The sequence below is a fragment of the Pseudoalteromonas distincta genome, from assembly GCF_000814675.1.
Lineage (GTDB): Bacteria > Pseudomonadota > Gammaproteobacteria > Enterobacterales > Alteromonadaceae > Pseudoalteromonas > Pseudoalteromonas distincta.
Genome location: NZ_JWIG01000021.1, coordinates 108,885 through 130,959 on the forward strand (window position 1 = coordinate 108,885; position 22,075 = coordinate 130,959).

22 protein-coding genes and 1 riboswitch are annotated in these 22,075 nt (G+C 40.2%); of the genes, 16 read left to right on the forward strand and 6 right to left on the reverse strand.

Translation table 11 applies throughout. The features are described 5' to 3' along the window. Positions 1–3 precede the first annotated feature (3 nt). Positions 4–699, reverse strand: a complete 696-nt coding sequence (locus tag QT16_RS12865) for a DNA-3-methyladenine glycosylase I (protein ID WP_039488622.1) — start codon at positions 697–699, stop codon at positions 4–6. Between the two features lie 191 nt (positions 700–890). Then, positions 891–1,091: riboswitch (Lysine riboswitch) on the forward strand. 190 nt (positions 1,092–1,281) lie between these two features. On the opposite strand from QT16_RS12865, the gene dapA reads away from it, so the two are divergent. From dapA to QT16_RS12890, 5 genes are all read left to right on the forward strand, one after another. Beyond that, entirely contained in the window at positions 1,282–2,166 is an 885-nt protein-coding gene (dapA, locus tag QT16_RS12870) for a 4-hydroxy-tetrahydrodipicolinate synthase (protein ID WP_039488624.1), read from the forward strand. A 15-nt stretch (positions 2,167–2,181) separates the two neighbouring features. Then, entirely contained in the window at positions 2,182–2,922 is a 741-nt protein-coding gene (locus QT16_RS12875; protein WP_039488626.1) for a 2,3,4,5-tetrahydropyridine-2,6-dicarboxylate N-succinyltransferase, read from the forward strand. Then, positions 2,922–4,127, forward strand: coding sequence for a PLP-dependent decarboxylase (locus QT16_RS12880; RefSeq protein ID WP_039488627.1), 1,206 nt, complete (start codon positions 2,922–2,924; stop codon positions 4,125–4,127). Before QT16_RS12875 ends, QT16_RS12880 begins: the two co-directional genes overlap by 1 nt. A gap of 5 nt (positions 4,128–4,132) precedes the next feature. Continuing rightward, entirely contained in the window at positions 4,133–5,254 is a 1,122-nt protein-coding gene (locus QT16_RS12885) for a succinylglutamate desuccinylase/aspartoacylase family protein (RefSeq protein ID WP_039488628.1), read from the forward strand. Positions 5,255–5,632: 378 nt separating this feature from the next. Then, positions 5,633–6,667, forward strand: coding sequence for a phospholipase A (locus QT16_RS12890; protein ID WP_002958796.1), 1,035 nt, complete (start codon positions 5,633–5,635; stop codon positions 6,665–6,667). Between the two features lie 72 nt (positions 6,668–6,739). Here QT16_RS12890 and QT16_RS12895 read toward each other — a convergent pair whose 3' ends face one another. Further along, positions 6,740–7,633, reverse strand: coding sequence for a bifunctional GNAT family N-acetyltransferase/hotdog fold thioesterase (locus QT16_RS12895; protein WP_002961136.1), 894 nt, complete (start codon positions 7,631–7,633; stop codon positions 6,740–6,742). Positions 7,634–7,879: 246 nt separating this feature from the next. On the opposite strand from QT16_RS12895, the gene QT16_RS12900 reads away from it, so the two are divergent. After that, positions 7,880–8,587, forward strand: coding sequence for a spermidine synthase (locus QT16_RS12900; RefSeq protein ID WP_039488629.1), 708 nt, complete (start codon positions 7,880–7,882; stop codon positions 8,585–8,587). Here the strand turns inward: QT16_RS12900 and dtd are convergent. Both dtd and QT16_RS12910 read right to left on the reverse strand, forming a co-directional pair. After that, positions 8,584–9,021 (reverse strand): D-aminoacyl-tRNA deacylase, encoded by a 438-nt coding sequence (dtd, locus tag QT16_RS12905; protein ID WP_039488630.1) that lies wholly within the window; start codon positions 9,019–9,021, stop codon positions 8,584–8,586. The two genes, QT16_RS12900 and dtd, sit on opposite strands and share 4 nt — an antisense overlap. Further along, complete coding sequence (locus QT16_RS12910) at positions 9,022–9,927, reverse strand: virulence factor BrkB family protein (protein WP_039488631.1); 906 nt, start codon at positions 9,925–9,927, stop codon at positions 9,022–9,024. 87 nt (positions 9,928–10,014) lie between these two features. Between QT16_RS12910 and QT16_RS12915 the strand changes: the two genes are divergently transcribed. From QT16_RS12915 to QT16_RS12925, 3 genes are all read left to right on the forward strand, one after another. Continuing rightward, positions 10,015–10,671, forward strand: coding sequence for a DUF2959 domain-containing protein (locus QT16_RS12915; RefSeq protein ID WP_039488632.1), 657 nt, complete (start codon positions 10,015–10,017; stop codon positions 10,669–10,671). 74 nt (positions 10,672–10,745) lie between these two features. Beyond that, positions 10,746–11,825: an MBL fold metallo-hydrolase gene (locus QT16_RS12920; RefSeq protein ID WP_052201184.1), complete on the forward strand. Its 1,080-nt coding sequence runs from the start codon at positions 10,746–10,748 to the stop codon at positions 11,823–11,825. A 67-nt stretch (positions 11,826–11,892) separates the two neighbouring features. Then, complete coding sequence (locus QT16_RS12925; RefSeq protein ID WP_039488633.1) at positions 11,893–12,621, forward strand: CBM9 family sugar-binding protein; 729 nt, start codon at positions 11,893–11,895, stop codon at positions 12,619–12,621. A 367-nt stretch (positions 12,622–12,988) separates the two neighbouring features. Here the strand turns inward: QT16_RS12925 and typA are convergent, their stop codons facing one another. Next, positions 12,989–14,812, reverse strand: coding sequence for a translational GTPase TypA (typA, locus tag QT16_RS12930; protein WP_002961123.1), 1,824 nt, complete (start codon positions 14,810–14,812; stop codon positions 12,989–12,991). Positions 14,813–15,319: 507 nt separating this feature from the next. Between typA and glnA the strand changes: the two genes are divergently transcribed. The 5 genes from glnA to QT16_RS12955 all read left to right on the forward strand — a co-directional run bounded on the left by glnA (position 15,320) and on the right by QT16_RS12955 (position 20,402). Beyond that, positions 15,320–16,726 carry a glutamate--ammonia ligase gene (glnA, locus tag QT16_RS12935; RefSeq protein WP_002961121.1) on the forward strand — a complete coding sequence of 469 codons (1,407 nt, stop codon included), beginning with the start codon at positions 15,320–15,322 and terminating at the stop codon, positions 16,724–16,726. 113 nt (positions 16,727–16,839) lie between these two features. Continuing rightward, positions 16,840–17,361 (forward strand): DUF4124 domain-containing protein, encoded by a 522-nt coding sequence (locus tag QT16_RS12940; protein ID WP_152609343.1) that lies wholly within the window; start codon positions 16,840–16,842, stop codon positions 17,359–17,361. 82 nt (positions 17,362–17,443) lie between these two features. Continuing rightward, complete coding sequence (gene glnL, locus QT16_RS12945; RefSeq protein WP_002961118.1) at positions 17,444–18,514, forward strand: nitrogen regulation protein NR(II); 1,071 nt, start codon at positions 17,444–17,446, stop codon at positions 18,512–18,514. Between the two features lie 14 nt (positions 18,515–18,528). After that, positions 18,529–19,914: a nitrogen regulation protein NR(I) gene (gene ntrC / locus QT16_RS12950; protein ID WP_002961117.1), complete on the forward strand. Its 1,386-nt coding sequence runs from the start codon at positions 18,529–18,531 to the stop codon at positions 19,912–19,914. 29 nt (positions 19,915–19,943) lie between these two features. After that, the gene (locus tag QT16_RS12955; RefSeq protein WP_002961116.1) at positions 19,944–20,402 is read left to right on the forward strand and encodes a cyclic nucleotide-binding domain-containing protein; all 459 of its coding nucleotides are present in this window, start codon (positions 19,944–19,946) and stop codon (positions 20,400–20,402) included. Positions 20,403–20,547: 145 nt separating this feature from the next. On the opposite strand, the gene QT16_RS12960 is transcribed toward QT16_RS12955, so the two are convergent. Further along, positions 20,548–20,835 carry a hypothetical protein gene (locus QT16_RS12960; protein ID WP_033021452.1) on the reverse strand — a complete coding sequence of 96 codons (288 nt, stop codon included), beginning with the start codon at positions 20,833–20,835 and terminating at the stop codon, positions 20,548–20,550. Between the two features lie 245 nt (positions 20,836–21,080). Between QT16_RS12960 and QT16_RS12965 the strand changes: the two genes are divergently transcribed. Next, complete coding sequence (locus tag QT16_RS12965; protein WP_002961114.1) at positions 21,081–21,464, forward strand: RNA-binding S4 domain-containing protein; 384 nt, start codon at positions 21,081–21,083, stop codon at positions 21,462–21,464. Positions 21,465–21,565: 101 nt separating this feature from the next. Next, positions 21,566–21,994 carry a hypothetical protein gene (locus QT16_RS12970; protein ID WP_039488637.1) on the forward strand — a complete coding sequence of 143 codons (429 nt, stop codon included), beginning with the start codon at positions 21,566–21,568 and terminating at the stop codon, positions 21,992–21,994. The last annotated feature ends 81 nt before the right edge of the window (positions 21,995–22,075 follow it).

Genomic DNA, 22,075 nt, shown 5'->3' on the forward strand with positions numbered 1-22,075 from the left:
CTATTATTGCTGATTTATACCAACACGGTTGTCACCTACGCCATAAGCAACAATTAAGCTTAACTCTTGCATACTTAAGCCGCTTTGCTTTTGCATTTCGTTAAAAAAAGCTTGGGCTGCATTTAGTGACTTTTTAGTTTGTAAGCCGCCGTCTATAATTTTATGGGCACGCAAATAATTCTCTACATCGCGTGATAGTAAAAATGTATCTTTACCAAGTGCTCGCAACGCGTAAGGCCCTGTATTTCCGCCTAAACGCGAACCATGTTTTTTTAAATACGCCCACAAACCAATAATATCGTCTGTTGGCCAATTAGCGATAAACTGACTAAAACTGCCATGTTCCCCTGCTATTTCGTGGATCATGTAAGCATTTTCGGTAATTGTTTTTACTTTTTTATAGTTACGAACAATGCGCTCATCCGTTGCTTTTTGTTCCAGCATATCGGGTGGCATCATTAATAACTTATCAACGCTAAAATCCCAAAAAACCTCTCTAAAGCCTGCCCACTTATTATTTATGACTGACCAATAAAAGCCGCTTTGAAATACTTTTCGAGTAAATTCTTCAAGCCAATCGTCGTCACTTAACGTGCTTAGTTGTTTTTTAGATAGCGGTTTTGCAAGTAATAACTTAAGCATTTTTTCAGAGCCTTTTCGCTCTACCGCTCGCTTATAAATATCGCTAAATTTTTCCATACTAATTAAATACCTCACTACTTATATTGCTAGTGTACGAGAAAAGCACCTAATACGTAACCACCCCTCTTTTCGATGAATTAATCTGTATTTAGTCGCTTGACACCTAGACGGCTAAAATGCTTTAATCGCCGTAATTACCCTATTTAAATTGCACAGGTTTGTAAGTTTTACCCTACAAACAGGTGCAAAGGGCTAGAAGAGGTGCGTTATTCAGGTAGCGTATGTTAGGAGCGCAAACTCCAGTAAGCATACGTGAGGGGAATTAACGCCGAGAAGTAACCACTTTTGCGAGGTGTTTATTTCGGGCGACTAGGTTGAACCCTAGCGACTGTCACCAATAGCTGCTTATAAAAAGCAGCTTGTTAGTTTGGTGGAGAGCTTCTGGTCTTAAATATTAAGGCCGTGCGCCCTATTATTTTAAGCCCATTCGCTCTTCGAATTATTAGTTCGAACGACGTTAATGCGGCTCCTTCCATAAAGCTTTTTAACTCTTCGAATAATACCAATTGCATTAAATTAGTTATCGCTAAAATGATCACGTTTTTAATAAAATTGGTACAAATTATAAGTTCGTGAGAGATGATCAACAACTTCAATTTAAACGACTACTCACTGTGGACCGCGCTCGTTACGCCATTTGATCAACACGGCGATGTTGACTACAACACGTTAACTAAGCTGGTTAGTGATCAAGAAGCGGCACATAACGGTATTTTGCTACTTGGCAGTACGGGCGAAGGTTTAGCACTAACGCTAAAAGAACAACAAGCCATTGTTGAGCACGTATGCCAGCTAAAACCAACAGTACCACTCATGGTAGCTGTGGGCGGTAGTAACTTAAAGCAACAAATTGAGTGGGTTAACTACTGTAATACACTCCCAATTCATAGCTTTTTACTTGGCTCACCGCTTTATGCAAAGCCTGGCGCTGTAGGTCAAACTCATTGGTTTGAAAGCCTACTAAATGCAAGCGCTCACCCATGTATGCTTTATAACGTACCAGGTCGAAGCGCTGTTAGCATCCCAGCGGCAACAATTCAAAACTTACAAAACAATAAAAACTTATGGGCGTTAAAAGAAGCGAGCGGTAGTATTGCTCAGTTTGAAGCTTACCGCCAAGCGGCGCCTAATTTAGCTATTTTTAGTGGCGACGATGCGCTAATGCCTTATTTTGCTCAAGCTGGCGCAAGAGGTTTGGTGTCGGTAGCTGCAAACGCATGGCCTGAACAAACTCACGAGTTTGTTAAGCGCAGTTTAAGTGGTCAACACCCTAATTTATTTGCCCAGTGGTCAAGCGCTATTAATAGCCTATTTGCTGTCGCAAACCCTATTCCCGTAAAGGTACTGATGCATTTGCAAGGCCGCTTAAGCAGCCCGCAACTTCGTCCACCTTTAACACATCTTGAGTTAACTCAAACCGATTGCATCACAACTGCAAACAACACCATTTTATCTTGGCATTAAATACAGGTTTTTATAATGAGCTGGTTAGAACTATTAAATAATTTAGAATCGGGCGCAGTACGCGCAGCATCACAAAACGAAAGCGGCCAATGGCAAGCTAACGTAGAAGTAAAGCAAGGCATTTTAGAAGCCTTTAAAAATGGCACTAATACTGAGTTTGCAGGCGGCTTTGTTGATAAACATAACCTAGCTCCGCAAGAATTTAGTACTGATGATGGCGTTCGTATGGTACCAGGTGGCTCAAGTGTTCGCCGTGGTGCTTATGTTGCTAAAGGCACGATTATTATGCCACCAGCGTATGTAAACATTGGTGCATATATCGACGAAGGCACAATGGTAGATAGCCACGCATTGGTGGGTTCTTGTGCACAAGTAGGTAAAAACGTACATTTAAGCGCTGCAGTTCAGCTTGGTGGCGTGCTTGAGCCAATTGGTGCAAGCCCAGTAGTGGTTGAAGATGACGCATTTATTGGTGCAGGCTGTGTTATTGTTGAAGGCGTAGTCATTAAAAAAGGCGCAGTACTTGCCCCTGGCGTGCGTTTATCAGCAACTATTCCAGTATACGACTGCGTAAACGAGCGCCAACTTGATAAAGGCGAGCCAATCCCAGAGTACGCGATTGTAATACCGGGCTCTCGCCCTGCGTCAAACGAATGGGCGCGCGAGCAAGGCCTAAGCATGTCGTGTGCGTTAATAGTTAAATACCGCGACGAGAAAAGCGATGCATCGTTATTGCTTGAAGAGGTTTTACGATAATGAGCTTTTTGAGCACGCATATCAAAACCGCTGTAAATACTATTACACAACAAATTGATACACCTTTTTTTGTTTACGATTTAGATCAACTAAACACGCATCTTGCGCGTTTAGTTGCGCAAACCGATGTAAAACTGTGGTACGCGGTAAAAGCAAACCCACTGTCTAAAATTATTCAAAGCTTAGACAGTGCTGGCTTTAATTTTGACGTAGCAAGTAAAGGTGAGCTTGAGCAAGTACTAGCACAAGGTATTAGCTCGCAGCGCGTGCTCAACACAGGGCCCGCAAAAAGCCCTAAACAAATAAAACACTTTATTGAGCGCGGCGTGCGTATATTCGTAGCAGAAAGCCTCAATCAAGTACGTTGGTTAAACCAACAAGCACAACTACAAAACACGCAGTTACAAGTATTACTGCGTGTACAATTACGCTGGCCTGAAGGTGAAAAAAACCCACTGGGCGGCGACAGCCTTACGCCATTTGGTTTGGGCTGTGATGAGTGGCAAGCACTCAATGTAGCTGACTACCCTGCGCTTAAATTTGACGGCCTGCATATTTTTCAGTGGGGCAACATGCTTAGCACGCAAAAACTAAGCGACTTGTGGTCACAAATGATTGCACCTCTTAGCCAACTTGCCAGCGATTTAAATATTAGCCTTAAGATTCTCGATTTAGGCGGCGGCTTAGGTATTCCTTATACACAAAACGAAGCAACACTTGATTGGGATGACTTAATTGCTGCGCTCGCTAAAATTAAAAATGATGCGGGTGTAGAAGAATTATGGATGGAACTTGGTCGCTATGCCGTTGGCGAATGCGGTCATTACGCAAACCCAGTAGTAGAGCGCAAACAAAACTACAATCAAGAACAAGTAATTTTAAGCGGCGGTATAAATCACTTATTACGCCCTGCTGTTACCAGCCAAGACTTTCCTGCTGCATTACTGCGTGAATCCAGTGCTAAAACTCAAGCGGTCACTTTATACGGCCCACTTTGTACAGCGCTTGATTGCTTGGGTGAACATAACTTACCAAGCGATTTAAATGAGCACGACTGGCTAGTGTTTAGCCAATGCGGTGCTTACGGCTTTACCGAAAGTATGCCGTATTTTTTATGCCATGAGCTAGCTGCTGAGTACACCTTGCAAAACGGTACACTTACCTGTGTTCGCCAAGCCGAAAATGCCAGCCATTATTTAAGGTAACAAGTATGAGTAATACAACACACATTAGCCAAGAGAACATTGTAGTAGGGGAAGTTGCAAACGGCTTACCGCTTACAATTCCTGTGTATCGTTTAAAAGGCGATGGCACAGGGCCAAGTGTTTACATTCAGGCCAATATGCATGGCGCTGAAGTGCAAGGTAACGCAGTTATTTTTCAGCTGCTTGAGCAATTAAAACACCTTAACCTTAGTGGCGATATTACCCTTGTACCTTATGCAAATCCGATTGGTTGTAATCAAAAATCTGGCGAGTTTACCCTTGGCAGGTTCGATCCGATTACGGGCACTAATTGGAATCGCATGTATCACTACAATAAAAATTTAGTGGCACAGTTTGCACAAAATCATACTCAGTATGACGACGCTACATTAAAAAGTAACTTCAAACAGGCACTTATTGACGAAGTAGACAGCAAGCTTAACGGCCCGGCTTATTTACTTAATACGGGTAAACGCATTGCGCTTAACTTACAAAAGCTCGCTCATCAGGCTGATATAGTACTCGATTTACACACAGGCCCTATTTCAAGCAAGCATCTGTACTGCCCAAGCTATGCAACCGACAGCGCACGTTACTTTAATATTGAACATGTATTGCTTATTCCTAGTGATTTTGACGGCGCTATGGATGAAGCTAACTTTTGCCCATGGTGGCATTTAAGTGATGCACTTAGCGGACAAGGTCGCGAATTATCAATACCTGTAGAAGCATTTACTGTAGAGCTAGGCAGCCAAGAAAAAATAGACTTAAAAGAAGCATTAAACGATGCAAACAGCATTTTAAGTTACTTAAATCACAAAGGCGTATTACAAAACGCACCGCATACGCCAGCTAATATCACTCGTTATGCATGTAATTTAGATGACTACTTTGCCTATTATGCCCCTATTGGCGGCATGGTTGAATACTTAGCCCCACTTGGCGGGCACATTAAAGCTGGTGAGCCTATTGCCAATATTTTACGCATGGAGCGCTACTTAAGTGAGCAACCACTGCAAACACTTACTCTTGATTGCGATGCAATTGCTATTTTGCACTTTGCCTCAGCGAGTGTTAATCAAGGTACCGAGCTTTATAAGTTTTTTACTAACATATTTGAGCTTTAGCTCACCCTTCTCATTGCGTGAGAGTAATACCAATTGCATTAAATTAGTGATCTATTATAGCGATAAGAAAATAGCTTAATAACAAGGCTAAAATTATGGTACATAGTTGTTCTATATAAATAATTTTTAACGTAGTTAGTGAGTTATTTAATACGCTAGAATGATCATGTTTTTAATAAAATTGGTATAAATTAACTAAAAAAGTTAATTTGCATTAGAAAAGCGGCTTAGGCCGCTTTTCTTTTGATCTATACTTACTTTGTATACGTATAAAACTTGTTATAAATGCAAATTCAGTAAAAGTTCACCGTTACATATGTAAAAAGACGTTATAATTAAATTAACGCATACAACAACCCAAACTCACAAGGAATTACAATGAGCTGGCGCCACTGGATAACTCTTTCTGCTTTAATTAGTACCGCTACCTTCGCACAAGAAGAAGTTGCTACAAACGAGCAAGATAACGACATCGAGCTTGTAAAACAGTGTATTTTAAATGAGGTAATTGGCGGGGATGGTAAACAGACATTAGACGACCTTCGTAAAAAGTGTTCAGCTCTTGAAGAAAATAAACAACTTACCGCGCTTGATAAACGCCAAGCTCGTGAAGAAGTAGGTAAAAAAAATAGAAATGTAATTACGCCACATAAGCGTAACTATATTTTACCGCTTTCGTACGTATCACACCCAAACGATCGCCCTTTTGATGGTTTTGATGCACTAACAGATGATAACGACGGCGAACCGCTCGACAACCTAGAAGCAAAATATCAGCTATCGATAAAAGTGCCTCTTTACGATGATTTTTCGGATAAAGACCAAGCCATATTTTTTGGCTTTACACTGCAATCATATTGGCAAATTTATAACTCAGAAATTTCTTCTCCATTTCGTGAAACAAACTACGAACCAGAGATATTTTGGATAAATTACCTCGACCCAGAAAACGTATTATGGGGCGACGAAATGGCAATCGCATTAGGTATTTCGCATCAATCAAATGGTCGAAGCCAACCAAACTCACGTTCGTGGAACCGTATTTATGCAGACTTTATCTGGGAAAACAGAGGCTTTGTTTTTAGCTTTAAACCTTGGTACCGAATAGCTGAGGACGAAAAAGAAGATATTTTAGAAGCCAATGGCGACGACAACCCAGACATATATAAATACATGGGTTACTTTGAGTTTAGCGGCGCGTATCGTTTTCATGACCATGAATTTAGCTTTATGACACGTAACAATTTAAATTCAGATAATCGTGGTGCAATTCAACTCGACTGGTCGTTTCCTTTATGGGGTCGCGTTCGTGGTTATGCACAATACTTTAACGGTTATGGCGAAAGCTTAATTGATTACAATGCGGATGTAGAACGTATTGGTGTCGGTATATTATTAACCGATCTGCTGTGATACTTTTCTAAGTTTTACGCACAAAAAAGCCAAGCATTGCTTGGCTTTTTTGTGTTTAGAACAGCTAAACAGTTATTTTTTTACTACAAACTGCCCTTCAAATTCTGCAACCACGTTATCACCATCGTAAATAGTTACAGGCACTACGTAACTTGCTTTACCGTCGGTTTCTAAATCGCTTAACTTGCCCTTACAGGTTTGTATATCAACACAACCACGTGGGTCGGTAGTAAGCGGTTTTAAGTACTTAATGTTAGCATCGGCTAATACAATATTACCTTCAAGCCCAGCTTCTTTAAGTGCTAAGTACGTAGCGCCCCAACCTGTTAGCGTGGCCAAGCTATAAATAGAACCTGCAAACATAGTGTTATGTAGGTTTAAATTAGCGTCTAGGTCGGCGCTGGTTGTAAATTGCCAATCGGTATAGCTTTCTACCTTAATACCCATCGCGTCACTAATTGGAATAGACTCACGCCACGTATTTTGTAGTACTTGCGTCCAATTAGGGTGACGAAACCAACCTGGCTCAGACGGTTTTTGCTTTACCATTTTAAAGTGTTGAACATCGCCATACGCTAAGTGCGCTTTTTCTTTTAATTCGTAACCGTGGCGTTTATAAAATTCAAGCGCTCGTTCGCGTGCAAACAATACAAGCTCACCTGCGTTTTGAACCCATGCAATTTTTTCAAGCTCGTGCAGTAAGCGACTACCAATATGCTGGTTACGATTACCCTCTGCAACCGCCATATAGCGCACTTGTGCTTGCTCATGATTGTTAAAGTGCAAACGTGCTACACCTAGTACTTCGCCTTCTTTATTTTTTATAAAGCGGTGCTCAGAGTCTTGTTCCATATCGTCTTGTTCAGAGCCACGTGGCTCGCCCCAAGGCGCGCGTAATACCTGCCAACGCAATTGGTAATACGCTTGCCAATCTTCGCTACTTTGTGGGGTGCTTACCTGAAACATACATACTCCTGTTGTTATATAAGCCGTAAATAAAAGTCAAAAAAGGCTACGGCGCTATACTAATAGTATTGATTATCTACCAAACTAAAAAGCTTAAATAATTAAGTCCGTTGGTATTATTTATGGCAAATACCATACTCCATCTTAAAAAAACTGCAAATACGACTTTGGTGATGGCTGTAAAATAACGTAAAAAATAATGGCAAAGGCCATTGCGCTTTAACGTTGCTAGTTTATGCTGAGAATATGACTGAAAAAATCAATTATATAAATTCACTGACGGGTTTGCTGGGCGATCAATTTATTGAAAATAGCCACAGCGTTGGTCAGTTAATCTATTGGCATAAATACAGTGGCGATCACATTCAAGTACGTGAGCACGAGCAGTTACGCTGGTTACTTATTAACGACACTCTTCAGTCTGTTATTGATTTAAATAACCCGGATTTATTACTTTTTCCGCATTTATTATGCCTAGGTAAGCATTGGCAGGCTCTTAAGCCGCCACAAAAAGTGTTAGAACTTGGCCTTGGCGGCGGTGCTATTCGTAATTATTTACAACACAAATACCCTAAAGCACAAATAACATCGGTTGAAAAAAACGCCGATATTATTGATTGCTATACCCAATTTTTTTCGTCAAATAAAAATGAGCAACTGCTTTGCGCCGATGCGCAACAGATTTTAAAAAGTGCGCAAAATATTGATTGGATTATTTTAGATTTGTTTAGCCAGATAGATGCACCTCGATTTTTATTTGAAGAGGCATTTTATAAAAAAATTTACTCGGCTTTAAATAACAATGGTGTGCTATTTATTAACTTTTTATCGCAGCATGAGTCGCAATTAAAGCAACTTCAACAGCTATTACTCGATGTATTTGGTTGTAACATTAGCCCGCAAAAAATTACGGGCTATGTAAATCATATTGTCGTGGTTACTAAAAAAGTTTAAACAGATAAGTTAAACGTCACGGGCCCATCGTTACACAAGCTTACTTGCATATCGGCACCAAACTCACCGGTGGCTATTGTAAGCCCCAACTCTTTAGCTTGAGCAACAAAGTACTCGTAAAGCTCATTAGCTTGGCTTGGCGTTGCCGCAGATGAAAAGCTAGGGCGCATACCCTTTTTAGTATCAGCCGCTAGCGTAAATTGCGAAACCACCAGTAACTCACCTTTAATATCTTTAAGGCTTAAGTTCATTTTGTCGTTTTCGTCAGTAAAAATACGATAATTACTTACCTTGTGTAAAAGCTTATCGGCCGTTTGCGTATCGTCGTACTTTTCAACGCCCAGCAACAACAATATACCTTGGCTAATTTCACCTACTACTTGGTTGTTAATTTCTACTTTGGCATGCTTTACGCGTTGTATTAAACCTTGCATTTAAACTGTGTCCTTTACTGCTGGTTCATCATCTTCTAGTTCAAGTTCTGGTGTTTCTGGAATATCATTTGGGCTAATACACGCAGTAAATTCAGCGCCAAGCAAAACAACGACCCACGACAAATACACCCATACAAACAAAATAGGAATGGTTGCTACTGCGCCGTAAATAACTTCGTACGAAGGAAAATGGCTAATATAAAGTGCAAACCCTTTTTTAGTCAGCTCAAATAAAAGTGCCGCAAAAAAAGCGCCAGGTATTGCCGCTCTGAACGATACACGCGTATTAGGCACTAAGGTGTAGAGCATAATAAAGCCCACCATCGAAATTCCATACGGCAATAACTTTAACAAAAACCCGCTAAACCCAGGAATACCCTGATCAGCAAACGACACCAAAGATACAATATAAGAGGTAACACCAATACTCGCGCCGAGTAATACAGGCCCTAAGCTCAAAACCATCCAGTACACAGCAAATGAGATCATCATTGGGCGTTTTTTCTTAATTCGCCAAATTCGATTTAGTGTGGCATCTACATTACGTATTAACAGCAAGGCTATTGCAGCTAAAAAGCCAATACCTACCGCCGTCATTTGATTAGCGTTACCGGCAAAGGAGCTAATGTGCTCTCTAATAACATCGGTAGAGGTAGGGACAAAGTTGGTAAACAAAAAGCTCTCAATTTCCATGCGAGTAGATTCAAAGCCCGGAAAAGCTGAAAATATAGCAACACCCACCGCAATTAATGGCACTAAAGAAAGAAGGGTTACGTAAGCAAGGTAACCTGCATTAACCGTTATTTGATCGTCTATACAACGATTAAAATACTGCATCCACCAACCAGGCTGCTGGCGTATAAAGGAGTTAACTTGCTGTTTGTAATGTGAGAGCTTATCATTCATACAATTGACTTGTGCTTATATAGTTTTGATTATAATAACAATCAGCGCCATAATTTACAGCACTAACGCTCGTAAACAGGAATTCAAATGAAAAAACAAACATTACTCAGTGTTTCAATGCTTGTAGTAACACTTACTTTAACTGGCTGCCAATCAGCTTATTATTCTGCGATGGAAAAAGTGGGTGTTCACAAACGCGATATTCTAATTGACCGCGTAGAAGAAACCAAAGACTCGCAGCAAGAGTCACAAGAAGAATTTAAATCGGCACTAGAGCGCTTAACTACTCTAATTGATTTTAATGGTGGCGAACTACAAGACACTTATAATCAGTTAAACGACGATTACGAGTCGAGCTTAAAAGCCGCTAACGAAGTGTCAACTAACATCAATAAAGTAGAAGACGTGGCAGAAGCGCTATTTGATGAGTGGAGCGATGAGCTAGAGCAATACAAGAGCGCATCACTTAAGCGTGAAAGCAGCAAAAAGCTAACCGCGACTAAGCGTCAATTTGATCAGCTATTACGCTCAATGCGCAGCGCAGAGAGTAAAATGGAGCCAGTATTAACCTCGCTTCATGATAACGTTTTATACTTAAAGCATAACTTAAATGCACAAGCGGTATCGGCTATTAAAGGTGAATTCACTAACCTTAAACGCGATATTCAATTGTTGATGAACGACATGAACAAATCGATTGCCGATTCAAATAAATTTATTGAACAAATGAATAGCGCTGGCTAATCATTTGTTACTTTAACAAGCCTGCTTAATTGCAGGCTTTTTTATGTTAAAGGGAATACTAAAAGGGATTTACAATGATACGCTTTTTAATCGCAGCAATGCTCTTATGTATGTTAACGGCCTGCGGTGCACCTAATAATATTAATCGTATTACCAGCTCTGACTCAGTTGTTGTGATTAATGATAAGAACGACCGTTATAAAAATTTATACACAGGTGAAAAAACATATCCCACTACCTGTACTGAAAACTGCTACCCAGCTCACCCAGACTTACTATGCAAAACCGGCAGCGAAAACTGCCAGTACCAAGGCCAGCAAACTAAACCACAACTTAGCACTGGCTATACCGTACGCTGGCTTGGTCACGCTAGTTTTGTTATTAACACTCCAAATGGTCAAAGTGTGCTGTTTGATCCGGTAAAAAATCAGTTTGATTCTCCAGTCGCACTTGGCTTTAAACTCGGCGGTGGCATTTATCGTAAAGCAGGCGCTTGGCCTAGTGAGCAAGAACTCGAAAATATTGATGCGGTAATGTATTCGCATATTCATTACGATCATTTTAATAAAGCCGACATACAAAGCATTGGCAATAAACCTCGCTATTTAACACCACTCGGTATGGCCGACAACTTCCCTACCGGCGGTTTTAACATTACCGAAATGCCATGGTACTCAACAACCAACATTGACGACTTAGCTATTAACGCCGTGCCAGCTCATCATTTTAGCGCTCGTGTATTGGTGCCCTTTATTTACGAAGATAACAATAAAGACTTATGGAATGGCTGGCTGCTTGAACAAAACGGTAGCACCTTATTTTTTGCAGGCGATACAGGCTACTCAAAACACTTTAAAGACATACAGCAAAAATATGGCGATATAGATGTATGCTTAATCCCAATCGCTTCTTACTACAGTAAAGAAAGTGGTAAATTTTATTGTTACGTTCACACCACACCAGAAGACGCGCTCAACGCAGCACAAGAGCTTAATTGTAAAGTAATGATACCGTGGGGATACGGTAACTCAAGTTGGAAAATGGGCGACCACAGCAGTCATTCAGCCTTACTTCGCTTATTGCATATGTACAATAAAATGGATTCAAAAGTGCCGTTGTATATTTTAAACGAAGGCGAAAGTATTTCACTGTAACTATTCACTTAGCTGTTTTAAGATTGTTATTACATTAAGACAAATCGACAATAAAATTGAGAGATTAATGAAGAAATTAGCACTCGCCTTAAGCTTTTTATTAAGCACGCCAGCAATGGCTATTGATGTTGAACATACATCAACTCCAATTACTATTGATGGCGTATCAGAAAGCGCATGGGATAAAGCCGCTTGGCACGACATGCCTTATCTAATGGATGGCACACCGCCATCAAACGATGCCGACTTTAAAGGGCGTTATCGTTTATTGTGGGATCAAAACTATTTATACCTACAAGCCGATATTGTGGATGATGTTCTAATAGATACACACGCAGATCCAACCTATAAATATTGGGATGACGATGCGCTTGAAGTATTTATTGATAGCGATGCATCGGGCGGTAATCATCAATTTAATCACACCGCATTGGCGTACCATATTGGCCTTGATAACCAAGCTGCCGATTACGGACCTGATAAAAAAGCCCATTTGTACACCGACCACCTAGTCAGTAACTGGAAGCGCAACACCACCGCACCTTTTAACATTACGTGGGAAGTAGCAATAAAACTCTACCCTAATGATTATAAAGAAGGTGCTAAAAACACCCCACTTACACTTAGCGAAAAGCAAGTGATCGGCTTTATGTTAGCGTATTGCGATAACGATGGCAGTGACGTGCGCGAGCACTTTATGGGCTCACATGAAGTACAGCCGGTAAATGGCGACAGAAATCGTGGTTTTATAGATGCCGACGTATTTGGCAAAATAACCCTACTCCCTAAAAAGTAAGTAGCTACCAATAAAATAATTGAACACGTATGTTGGGTTGAGCGAAGCTAAACCCAACGAAAAAAGCCCACCAAAAAACACTGATACTTCGCATTATCAGCTGTTTCAGCTCTCTCTTTCTCTTCTCATTCCCTTCTCCTTGTGCAAAAGATCTTTAAGTAAATTATTCACAAAGAGGTTAAGAGGCGCTGCGCTTTTAGAGGTAAATATATTTATGGAAATTTCATCTCAAAACAGTAGTCATATAATTTTGAACTAAATACTTTCAACTAACAACTATAGCTAACAGCTCTTATTTTCATCCACAAAAAAGCCGCTGTATTTTGCAATACAGCGGCTTTTAAAATCATTATTCTAAATTAATAGATTATGACTTAGGTGCACGACCCGCACGTTTACGTTCGTTTTCTGTAAGGTGTTTCTTACGGATACGAATGTTTAGTGGAGTAACTTCAACTAGCTCGTCATCATCGATGAACTCAAGCGCTTGCTCAAGTGAGTAGTTAAGGTGCGGAGAAAGCGTTTGCGCTTCATCAGTACCAGATGCACGTACGTTAGTTAACTGCTTACCTTTAAGGGCGTTAACTGTAAGGTCGTTATCACGGTTATGAATACCGATAACCATACCTTCGTATACTTCAACACCGTGACCGATGAATAAACGGCCGCGCTCTTGTAAGTTGAATAATGCGTTAGTAAGTGCTTTACCAGTTGCGTTTGCAATCATTACGCCGTTCTTACGAACACCGATAGCGCCACCTTTATGAGGACCATAATGATCGAACGTATGGTACATAAGACCAGAACCCGAAGTAAGCGTCATGAAATCAGTTTGGAAACCAATTAAACCACGGCTTGGGATCATGAAGTCTAAACGCATACGGCCTTTGCCATCTGGAGTCATGTTAGTAAGTTCACCTTTACGTAGGCCAACTTGTTCCATAACAGAACCTTGATGCTCTTCTTGACAGTCAATAGTCACTGTTTCAAACGGTTCTTCTAGAACGCCATCTACAGTACGTAAGATAACTTCTGGACGAGAAACTGAAAGCTCGTAACCTTCACGACGCATGTTTTCGATTAAGATACCTAGGTGTAATTCACCACGACCAGAAACACGGAAGCTATCTGGGCTAGCAGTATCTTCAACGCGAAGTGCTACGTTGTGTACTAATTCTTTGTCTAAACGCTCACGGATATTACGTGACGTTACAAACTTACCTTCTTTACCACAGAAAGGTGAGTTATTTACAGAGAATGTCATTGTTACAGTTGGCTCATCAACACTTAGTGGTGGTAATGCTTCAACGTTTCCTGGGAAACAAACTGTGTCAGAAATCTTAAGCTCACCAATACCTGTTACAGTTACGATGTTACCAGCGTAAGCTCTATCAGTTTCGATACGCTCAAGACCTAGGTAGCTTTGTACTGCACCAATTTTACCATTACGTGTAGTGCCATCAGCACTGATAATAGTAACTTGTTGGTTAGGAGCAACAGAACCACGTTTAATACGACCAATACCAACTACACCAACATAAGAGTTGTAATCTAGTTGAGAAATTTGCATTTGGAAGTCACCTTCAGGATCTGCATCCGGTGGTGATACTTCTTCAACGATCATCTTGAACATAGGTTCCATGTTGTCTGATGGTTCGTCTAAATCTAGTGTTGCCCAACCGTTGATTGCTGAAGCGTAGATTACTTTAAAGTCTAACTGTTCGTCAGTCGCGCCAAGGTTGTCGAATAAATCAAAGATTTGATCCATAACCCAATCTGGACGAGCGCCTGGCTTATCAATTTTATTGATAACGACGATTGGCTTTAAGCCTTGCGCGAATGCTTTTTGCGTAACGAAACGCGTTTGCGGCATTGGACCTTCTTGAGCATCAACAAGTAATAATACTGAGTCAGCCATCGAAAGTACGCGTTCAACTTCACCACCGAAATCGGCGTGTCCCGGGGTATCTACGATATTGATATGGTAGTCATTCCAAGAAATGGCTGTGTTTTTAGCCAAAATGGTAATACCACGTTCTTTCTCAATGTCGTTTGAGTCCATCACGCGCTCTTCGTTACCGCCGCGTGTTTCTAATGTACCTGATTGCTCAAGTAGTTTGTCAACCAGTGTTGTTTTACCATGGTCAACGTGCGCGATAATCGCTATATTTCTTAACTGTTCGATGCTCATATATTTACTCAGAGAAATTAAATTCTCATTGATCCTGCAAGATCTACGCACTCATCCACGCTTTCGCGAGATGTCCCAGCATAGGATTTAAAAGGGCGCATATTATCCCTCATTAATGACATGGATGAAAGTTTATCCAATATAAATTTCAAAACTTTCTCAATACTTTTACTAAGTATCTGTTTTATATATGACAATTATATGAATTAAATTTCAATTTTTTTTTGAAAAACAGCCTTTTTGGCTATTTTGCTGATCTTTTTGGTACTCTTTTGCATTTAGGTTATGCTATTTCCGAGCGATTAAATTAGCAGCAAATTGTGCCCTGTAAATTTTGCACCAAAAAGGAAAATTTACGCACCAATATAGTGCGTTTGTACATTCCATTTTGATGCAACGATATTTTTTTAATTTATAAACAGCTAGTTATAAAAATGGCACAAAATCAGCTTAGTAAATCCCAAAGCAATTATGCAGCAATAACAAAACCCAATAGTTGGAGGACACATGTCACAATCGGTTTTAGATTTTATTAAAGAAAATGACGTTAAGTTCATTGATTTACGCTTTACTGACACTAAGGGTAAAGAACAACATGTATCTATTCCTCATCACCAAGTTGATGAAGACTTTTTTGAAGACGGTAAAATGTTTGACGGTTCTTCAATTGCAGGCTGGAAAGGCATAAACGAATCAGACATGGTATTAATGCCAGTTGCTGAATCAATCAAACTAGACCCTTTCACTGAAGAATCAACATTAATCGTACGTTGTGACGTAGTAGAGCCTTCAACGCTTCAAGGTTATGAGCGCGACCCGCGTTCTGTTGCTAAGCGTGCTGAAGATTACATGCGCTCTACAGGTATTGCAGATACAGTTTTATTTGGCCCTGAGCCAGAGTTTTTCGTATTTGACGACGTTAAATACAAATCAGATATGTCTGGTTCTATGTACAAAATTGATTCTAAGCAAGCTGCTTGGAACTCAGATAAAGAATATGCAGATGGCAACACAGGTCACCGTCCAGGTATTAAAGGCGGTTACTTCCCAGTTGCTCCTGTTGATGACTTCCAAGATTGGCGTTCAGCTACGTGTCTAGTTCTAGAAGAAATGGGCCAAGTAGTAGAAGCACATCACCACGAAGTTGCAACAGCAGGTCAAAACGAGATTGCTACTCGCTTTAATACAATGGTATTAAAAGCGGATGAAATCCAAGAAATGAAATATGTTATCCATAACATGGCTCACTTATACGGTAAAACAGCAACGTTTATGCCTAAGCCTGTTGTTGGTGATAACGGTTCTGGTATGCATTGTCACCAGTCACTTGCTAAAGATGGTGTAAACCTTTTTGCTGGTGATAAGTACGGCGGCCTTTCTGAAGATGCGCTTTACTACATTGGCGGTATCATCAAGCATGCTAAAGCAATTAACGCTTTTGCAAATGCCTCTACTAACTCGTACAAACGTTTAGTACCAGGTTTTGAAGCACCAGTTATGCTTGCATACTCTGCACGTAACCGTTCTGCATCAATCCGTATCCCAGTGGTTCCATCTGAAAAAGGTCGTCGTATTGAAGTACGCTTCCCAGATCCAACAGCTAACCCATACCTTGCTTTCTCAGCAATGCTTATGGCTGGCCTTGATGGTATCAAAAACAAGATCCACCCTGGCGATGCTATGGATAAAGATTTATACGACTTACCAGCTGAAGAAGCAGCAGAAATCCCAACTGTTGCAGCATCACTTGACGAAGCACTATCTGCACTTAGCGCAGACCGTGAATTCTTAACTCAAGGTGGTGTATTCACTGATGACTTAATCGATGCTTACATCGAACTTAAATCTAAAGAAGTTGAAAAGCTTAACATGACAACTCACCCAGTTGAGTTTGAAATGTACTACAGCTGTTAATTTAGCTGTATAAAATATGTGTGTTCTCAAGCCCGCTTTGCGGGCTTTTTTAATGGTAAAATTAATCAATCTCCACTAAAGTTAAGTTACCGACAAAAATGCAGGGCTGCAGAGTGAACAACAAGATTTTATTACTATTAATTGCTTTAGGATTAAGCAATTATGGTTACGCTGGTGAAACAAAGATATACGCTTGGAAAGATAAAAATGGCGTATTAGTATTCTCTGACACCCCTCATAAAGGTGCTAAAGAGGTAAAGCTTACCAGCCAAGATCTTAATATACCTGCAACAAATACTGACATTTTTGACGAGCAACCCCAGCCTCAACAAGCGGGCTTTAGTATTGCCATTTCCTCACCTGATCATAACCAGACTATTCGTGAAAATACCGGCACTGTTTATGTTACTAGCCGAATAAAACCGCGCTTTGAAACTGGTTTTACTATACAACTTTTTATTGATGGCAAAGCACATGGCCCAGCCAGTGACAGTTCAACCTTTGCAATAAGAGATGTAGAACGTGGTGAGCACACACTACAATTAAAGCTTTTTAATAGTAAAAACCAAGTTATTGCTATAAGTGAGCCCTGCATATTTTTTATGCACCGAAAAGGGCTAAACCTAAGTAACTAAATTGGGGCATTACTAAACGTGCAGCAGTGTATTTTACTATATAACTTGCTTGTAAATATTCACGCACTAAAATGGTGCAGCTATGATTAATAATAAAAACTTTAGCCCTGAGCTACTCGATGCTATTTGGCAAAATCAAACAACCGCTATCATGTTGCTAGATAAAAACTTCACCGTTGTCTATGCCAATACCAGTACTAGCGAACTGCTTGGCCTTGGTAACAAGCGCCTATTAGATCAGCCTTTCGACAGTCTTTTTAATTACCATTCAATCGATTTGCAGCGTATAGAACAATACTCATTAGTTGAAGGTGTAGATTGCCAGCAGCACAGAGCTGACGTGGTTTTTAGCGATTCTCGCCATGCAAAAGTAGCCGTAAGTACACGACAAATTAAGTTTGATGGCTCACTTTATATTTTATTTGAGTGGCGCCAAACTGATGACGAAATTAAGCACGACCAAGCGTCTAATCAAATGCATCAATACCAAGCAGCCCGAAATCTAATTAGAGGCTTAGCTCACGAAATTAAAAATCCTTTAGGTGGAATTCGCGGAGCGGCGCAGTTATTGCAGTATGAGGTTGATCAACAAGAAAGAGACCAATGTGCTGAACTTATCATTGAGCAAGCTGACCGATTACGCGAATTAGTAGATAGGCTTTTAGGGCCAAATCAGCTTCCGCAAAAATCGTATGGCAATATACATCAATCACTTGAATCAGTTGCACGACTAAGTACGTTAGATAATTGTTCTAACATTAGCTTGGTTAAAGATTACGACCCAAGCATTCCTGATGTATACATTGATCAAGGCAAAATTCAGCAAGTAGTATTAAACATTGTTCGAAATGCTCAGCAGGCGCTTGTAGATGGCGGTGAAATAACAATAAAAACCCGCATTAATCATCAACATCGTCGCCCAGGTAAAGCACCTAAAAAAGCCTTGTTGATCCAAATATCTGATAACGGACCAGGTATTGATCCCAGTGTACGTGAAACACTGTTCTACCCTATGATCACCAATAAAGAAGATGGCTCAGGGTTAGGACTCTCAATAGCGCAAACGCTGATAGATCAACATGATGGCTATATAGAATGTGATAGCTGGCCTGGACATACTGAATTTAATATCTATCTGCCCTTTGCAGATTAATGTTTGGAGTTTGCATGAAAACAGTTTGGCTTGTAGATGATGATGCTTCTATTCGATTTGTACTTGAAAAAGCACTAACCCGTGCAGGGTTTAACGCAGAAAGCTTTGCTAATGCGCAAGATGTATTAAGCGCATTAAAGTTTAGTCAACCTACTGTTTTAGTTTCGGACGTACGAATGCCTGGTATGGATGGCATGGCGTTGCTTGAGCTTATAGCAGAGCAAAACCCTGGGCTGCCGGTTATTATAATGACAGCCCACTCTGATTTGGACTCTGCAGTTAATGCATTCCAAAAAGGTGCTTTTGAATACCTAGCTAAGCCGTTTGATTTAAACGAAGCAGTGGCGCTAGTCGAGAGCGCATGCAGAGCAAACTCCACTAAAAAAACTAAGCGAAAGCAAGCTCCACCAAAAAGTGCCCACATTATTGGTGAAGCACCCGCTATGCAAGAAGTGTTTAGAGCGATAGGTAAACTATCGGCCTCAAGCATGAGCGTATTAATAAATGGTGAATCTGGCACAGGTAAAGAACTTGTCGCCAGCGCCCTGCACAATCATAGTCCACGTAAAGAAAATCAATTTATTGCACTTAACATGGCGGCCATTCCAAAAGAGCTTGTTGAGTCAGAGTTATTTGGCCACGAAAAAGGCGCGTTTACGGGCGCCGATAGCGTACGTAAAGGCCGCTTTGAGCAAGCCAATGGCGGTACACTATTTTTAGATGAAATTGGTGATATGCCACTTGATGTGCAAACACGTTTATTACGCGTTCTTGCCGATGGTGAGTTTTATCGCGTTGGTGGCCATCAAAGTATAAAAGTGGACGTACGCATTATTGCAGCTACGCACCAAAACCTTGAAGATTTAGTTAAACAAGGCAAGTTTAGGGATGATTTATTTCATCGTCTTAATGTTGTGCGCCTACGTTTACCTGCACTTCGAGAGCGTACTGAAGATATAGAAAGCTTATCGCAACACTTTTTACATAAAAGCGCTAAAGAGCTACAAGTAGAAAGTAAAGTACTGAGCCCTAAAGCGACTGAGCAATTACGTTTATTTAATTGGCCAGGTAATGTACGCCAATTAGAAAACACGTGTCGCTGGCTTACTGTAATGGCACCGGGTGAGCTTGTAAGCGAGCAAGACTTACCGCCGGAGATTCTGGATGCTTCACCAACCCAAGAAGAAGGTGATTGGCTCGATGCATTCCAGCAATGGCTTAATCAAGAGCTAAAAAAAGGCAAAGAAAATATTTGGCCTGACATTCAAGCTCAACTAGAAACTCGCTTAATAAAAACAGCCCTCGCTAATTGCTCTGGTCATAAGCAAGATGCTGCTATAAAAATTGGTTGGGGGCGCAACACGTTGACCCGAAAATTAAAAGAGCGCAATATTAGCTGATTAAACGCTTTTAACACATTTGGTTATTGATGAAGCTAATCGAACATATTCCATTATTCAAACAAATGGAAATTATAAACAGGCTGCACTTTTTTAAAGAATTTACGCTCAGCGAGCGCCAAGTCTTATTGGAGTCGTTCGGCCTGTTATATTTAGTAAGTCAGCATCAATTTTTATTTAAGCAATACGATAACGACAAGCGCTTGTACATTGTACTTAGCGGCGCATTATTAGTATTTAAGCATAACCATTTACTAGAACTTGGCACTATTGAGCCCGGTGAATTTATAGGTGAAGGTGCCTTTATAAATAACCGAGAGCGCAGTACTAGCGCTCGCGCTAAAACCGACACCATAGTACTTGCCATTACCCCTGAAGCACTCACCCGCTTACCTAATGTTATCCGCGAAAAAATTAAAGACCGAATTATTGAAGGTATGAGCCTGCGCATTGCCAAATTAAGCGAGCATATAGAAACTCACGGTTAGAGACTGTTTATATCCCCAAGTTGATTCTAGCTGCTACCTTTGAGTTGCACTCAACGTTTATGTATAAATATACGCAGTCGGTTACTGACACGTACTTAATAAAATGGCTAAGCACACTAAAACTATATTTTTGATAAATAGCAAATCAGCTAATTTGGCTATCTAACCAAGCATCAACACTTTTGCGAGTATATAAAACTTCTTTAAACAAACGATGACGTTCAAATTCAAGTTTTGTTTTTCTCGTGGCATCACCACTAACTAAACGGCTATGGGTATCATTGAATTTTGAAATTACAGAAAAACCGCGCTCATCTTGATCAGCTTGCTTTTTTACAGAATTAGCAAGGTGCTCTCTAACATCGTCAGCAGTTAACATACCTGAATTATCTAATCCCATTAGCTCTTTTTTCATTGCTAATCTTACGCCCATTTCCTACTCCATTTAATGAAAAATATTTATTCCGCCAAAGTTTTAGCAATTAGCAGGCCATACGTAAAATTAACTGCTGCAAAGATTACTCTTCAATTGCTTCAGTTTTTTTAAAGACAGATAAAATACATAAAAACTTTCGTCGTTATTTCCCTATTACAATTAGCTAAAGTTACTTGCTTTGGTGCAAAAATAGCTGCAAGCCTTTATACTACAGCTTGTGCGTTACCCCACCGAGAGCAAATATGAACGAAGAATACATAGAAATAGAATTAGAAGAAGAGCCGATTGAGCTCTGTAAATTATTAAAAGTACTAAACTTAGTTGAAGGTGGCGGCCAAGCTAAAAACCTAATTACTGAAGGCTATGTGGGTGTTAACCATGAAATTTGTACAATTAAACGGAAAAAATTATACAGTGGTGATGTACTAGAGTTTGATGGTGAGTTTTTTAAACTCTCACTAAGTGAAGATGCAATCCCTGCAGAAAAACCTGCGGTACAAACTCAAGCAGAGTCAAAGCAAGCTGCACCACAACCAACAAATCAACCAGCTAAAAGTAAGCGTAAGCGAACTAAAAAACCAAAAGTAGATGATAAAACAGGTCGTCGTCCTATTTCATTTGGTTAAGCATTTAAAAGCACTCTTTTTATATAAAAAGGCCAACTTGTATAGTTGGCCTTTTTACTCTTTAATAACCTCGTTAATAATAATAAAAACAAGGTTATAAAATGTCTGTAAACACACCTAAAAATTGGTTTAAACCCGTTGTATGGGCGGCACTCGTATGGAACTTACTTGGCGTTATTGCATTTGCTATGCACATGATGATGACACCCGAAATGATAGGTAAACTTCCGTTAGATCAACAAGCTGCCTACTCTGACATCCCTCTTTGGTCAACCATTGCATTTGCTGTAGCTGTATTTGGAAGCACTTTGGGTTGTCTGTTTTTACTTGCTAAAAACGCGCTGGCAACACCTACTTTTGCGCTATCGCTCGGCGCTATTTTAATTCAGCAATATTATAATTTTGTGGTCATAAATAGTATTGAGCTACTTGGCGCAAGTGCGGTATTTATGCCTATTTTTGTAATCATTATTGCCATCGCTTTACTTTGCTTGAGTATTAAAGGTAAGCAACAAGGTTGGTTACAGTAATTAATAAGGGTCGAAATAACTTTTGACCCTATCTCTTCTTTTAAATCATCTCTTGAAATTAAATTTTTCAGCATCATCTCT

Bases quoted from the DNA above. Each gene is read 5' to 3' on its own strand.
- QT16_RS12970 (WP_039488637.1), top strand. From the start codon at position 21,566: ATGTCTGTAAACACACCTAAAAATTGGTTTAAACCCGTTGTATGGGCG.
- QT16_RS12885 (WP_039488628.1), top strand. From the start codon at position 4,133: ATGAGTAATACAACACACATTAGCCAAGAGAACATTGTAGTAGGGGAA.
- glnL (WP_002961118.1), top strand. From the start codon at position 17,444: ATGATTAATAATAAAAACTTTAGCCCTGAGCTACTCGATGCTATTTGG.
- dtd (WP_039488630.1), bottom strand. From the start codon at position 9,021: ATGCAAGGTTTAATACAACGCGTAAAGCATGCCAAAGTAGAAATTAAC.
- dapA (WP_039488624.1), top strand. From the start codon at position 1,282: ATGATCAACAACTTCAATTTAAACGACTACTCACTGTGGACCGCGCTC.
- glnA (WP_002961121.1), top strand. From the start codon at position 15,320: ATGTCACAATCGGTTTTAGATTTTATTAAAGAAAATGACGTTAAGTTC.
- QT16_RS12960 (WP_033021452.1), bottom strand. From the start codon at position 20,835: ATGGGCGTAAGATTAGCAATGAAAAAAGAGCTAATGGGATTAGATAAT.
- QT16_RS12875 (WP_039488626.1), top strand. From the start codon at position 2,182: ATGAGCTGGTTAGAACTATTAAATAATTTAGAATCGGGCGCAGTACGC.
- QT16_RS12955 (WP_002961116.1), top strand. From the start codon at position 19,944: ATGAAGCTAATCGAACATATTCCATTATTCAAACAAATGGAAATTATA.
- ntrC (WP_002961117.1), top strand. From the start codon at position 18,529: ATGAAAACAGTTTGGCTTGTAGATGATGATGCTTCTATTCGATTTGTA.
- QT16_RS12895 (WP_002961136.1), bottom strand. From the start codon at position 7,633: ATGTTTCAGGTAAGCACCCCACAAAGTAGCGAAGATTGGCAAGCGTAT.
- typA (WP_002961123.1), bottom strand. From the start codon at position 14,812: ATGAGCATCGAACAGTTAAGAAATATAGCGATTATCGCGCACGTTGAC.
- QT16_RS12920 (WP_052201184.1), top strand. From the start codon at position 10,746: ATGATACGCTTTTTAATCGCAGCAATGCTCTTATGTATGTTAACGGCC.
- QT16_RS12880 (WP_039488627.1), top strand. From the start codon at position 2,922: ATGAGCTTTTTGAGCACGCATATCAAAACCGCTGTAAATACTATTACA.
- QT16_RS12910 (WP_039488631.1), bottom strand. From the start codon at position 9,927: ATGAATGATAAGCTCTCACATTACAAACAGCAAGTTAACTCCTTTATA.
- QT16_RS12965 (WP_002961114.1), top strand. From the start codon at position 21,081: ATGAACGAAGAATACATAGAAATAGAATTAGAAGAAGAGCCGATTGAG.
- QT16_RS12865 (WP_039488622.1), bottom strand. From the start codon at position 699: ATGGAAAAATTTAGCGATATTTATAAGCGAGCGGTAGAGCGAAAAGGC.
- QT16_RS12925 (WP_039488633.1), top strand. From the start codon at position 11,893: ATGAAGAAATTAGCACTCGCCTTAAGCTTTTTATTAAGCACGCCAGCA.
- QT16_RS12900 (WP_039488629.1), top strand. From the start codon at position 7,880: ATGACTGAAAAAATCAATTATATAAATTCACTGACGGGTTTGCTGGGC.
- QT16_RS12890 (WP_002958796.1), top strand. From the start codon at position 5,633: ATGAGCTGGCGCCACTGGATAACTCTTTCTGCTTTAATTAGTACCGCT.
- QT16_RS12915 (WP_039488632.1), top strand. From the start codon at position 10,015: ATGAAAAAACAAACATTACTCAGTGTTTCAATGCTTGTAGTAACACTT.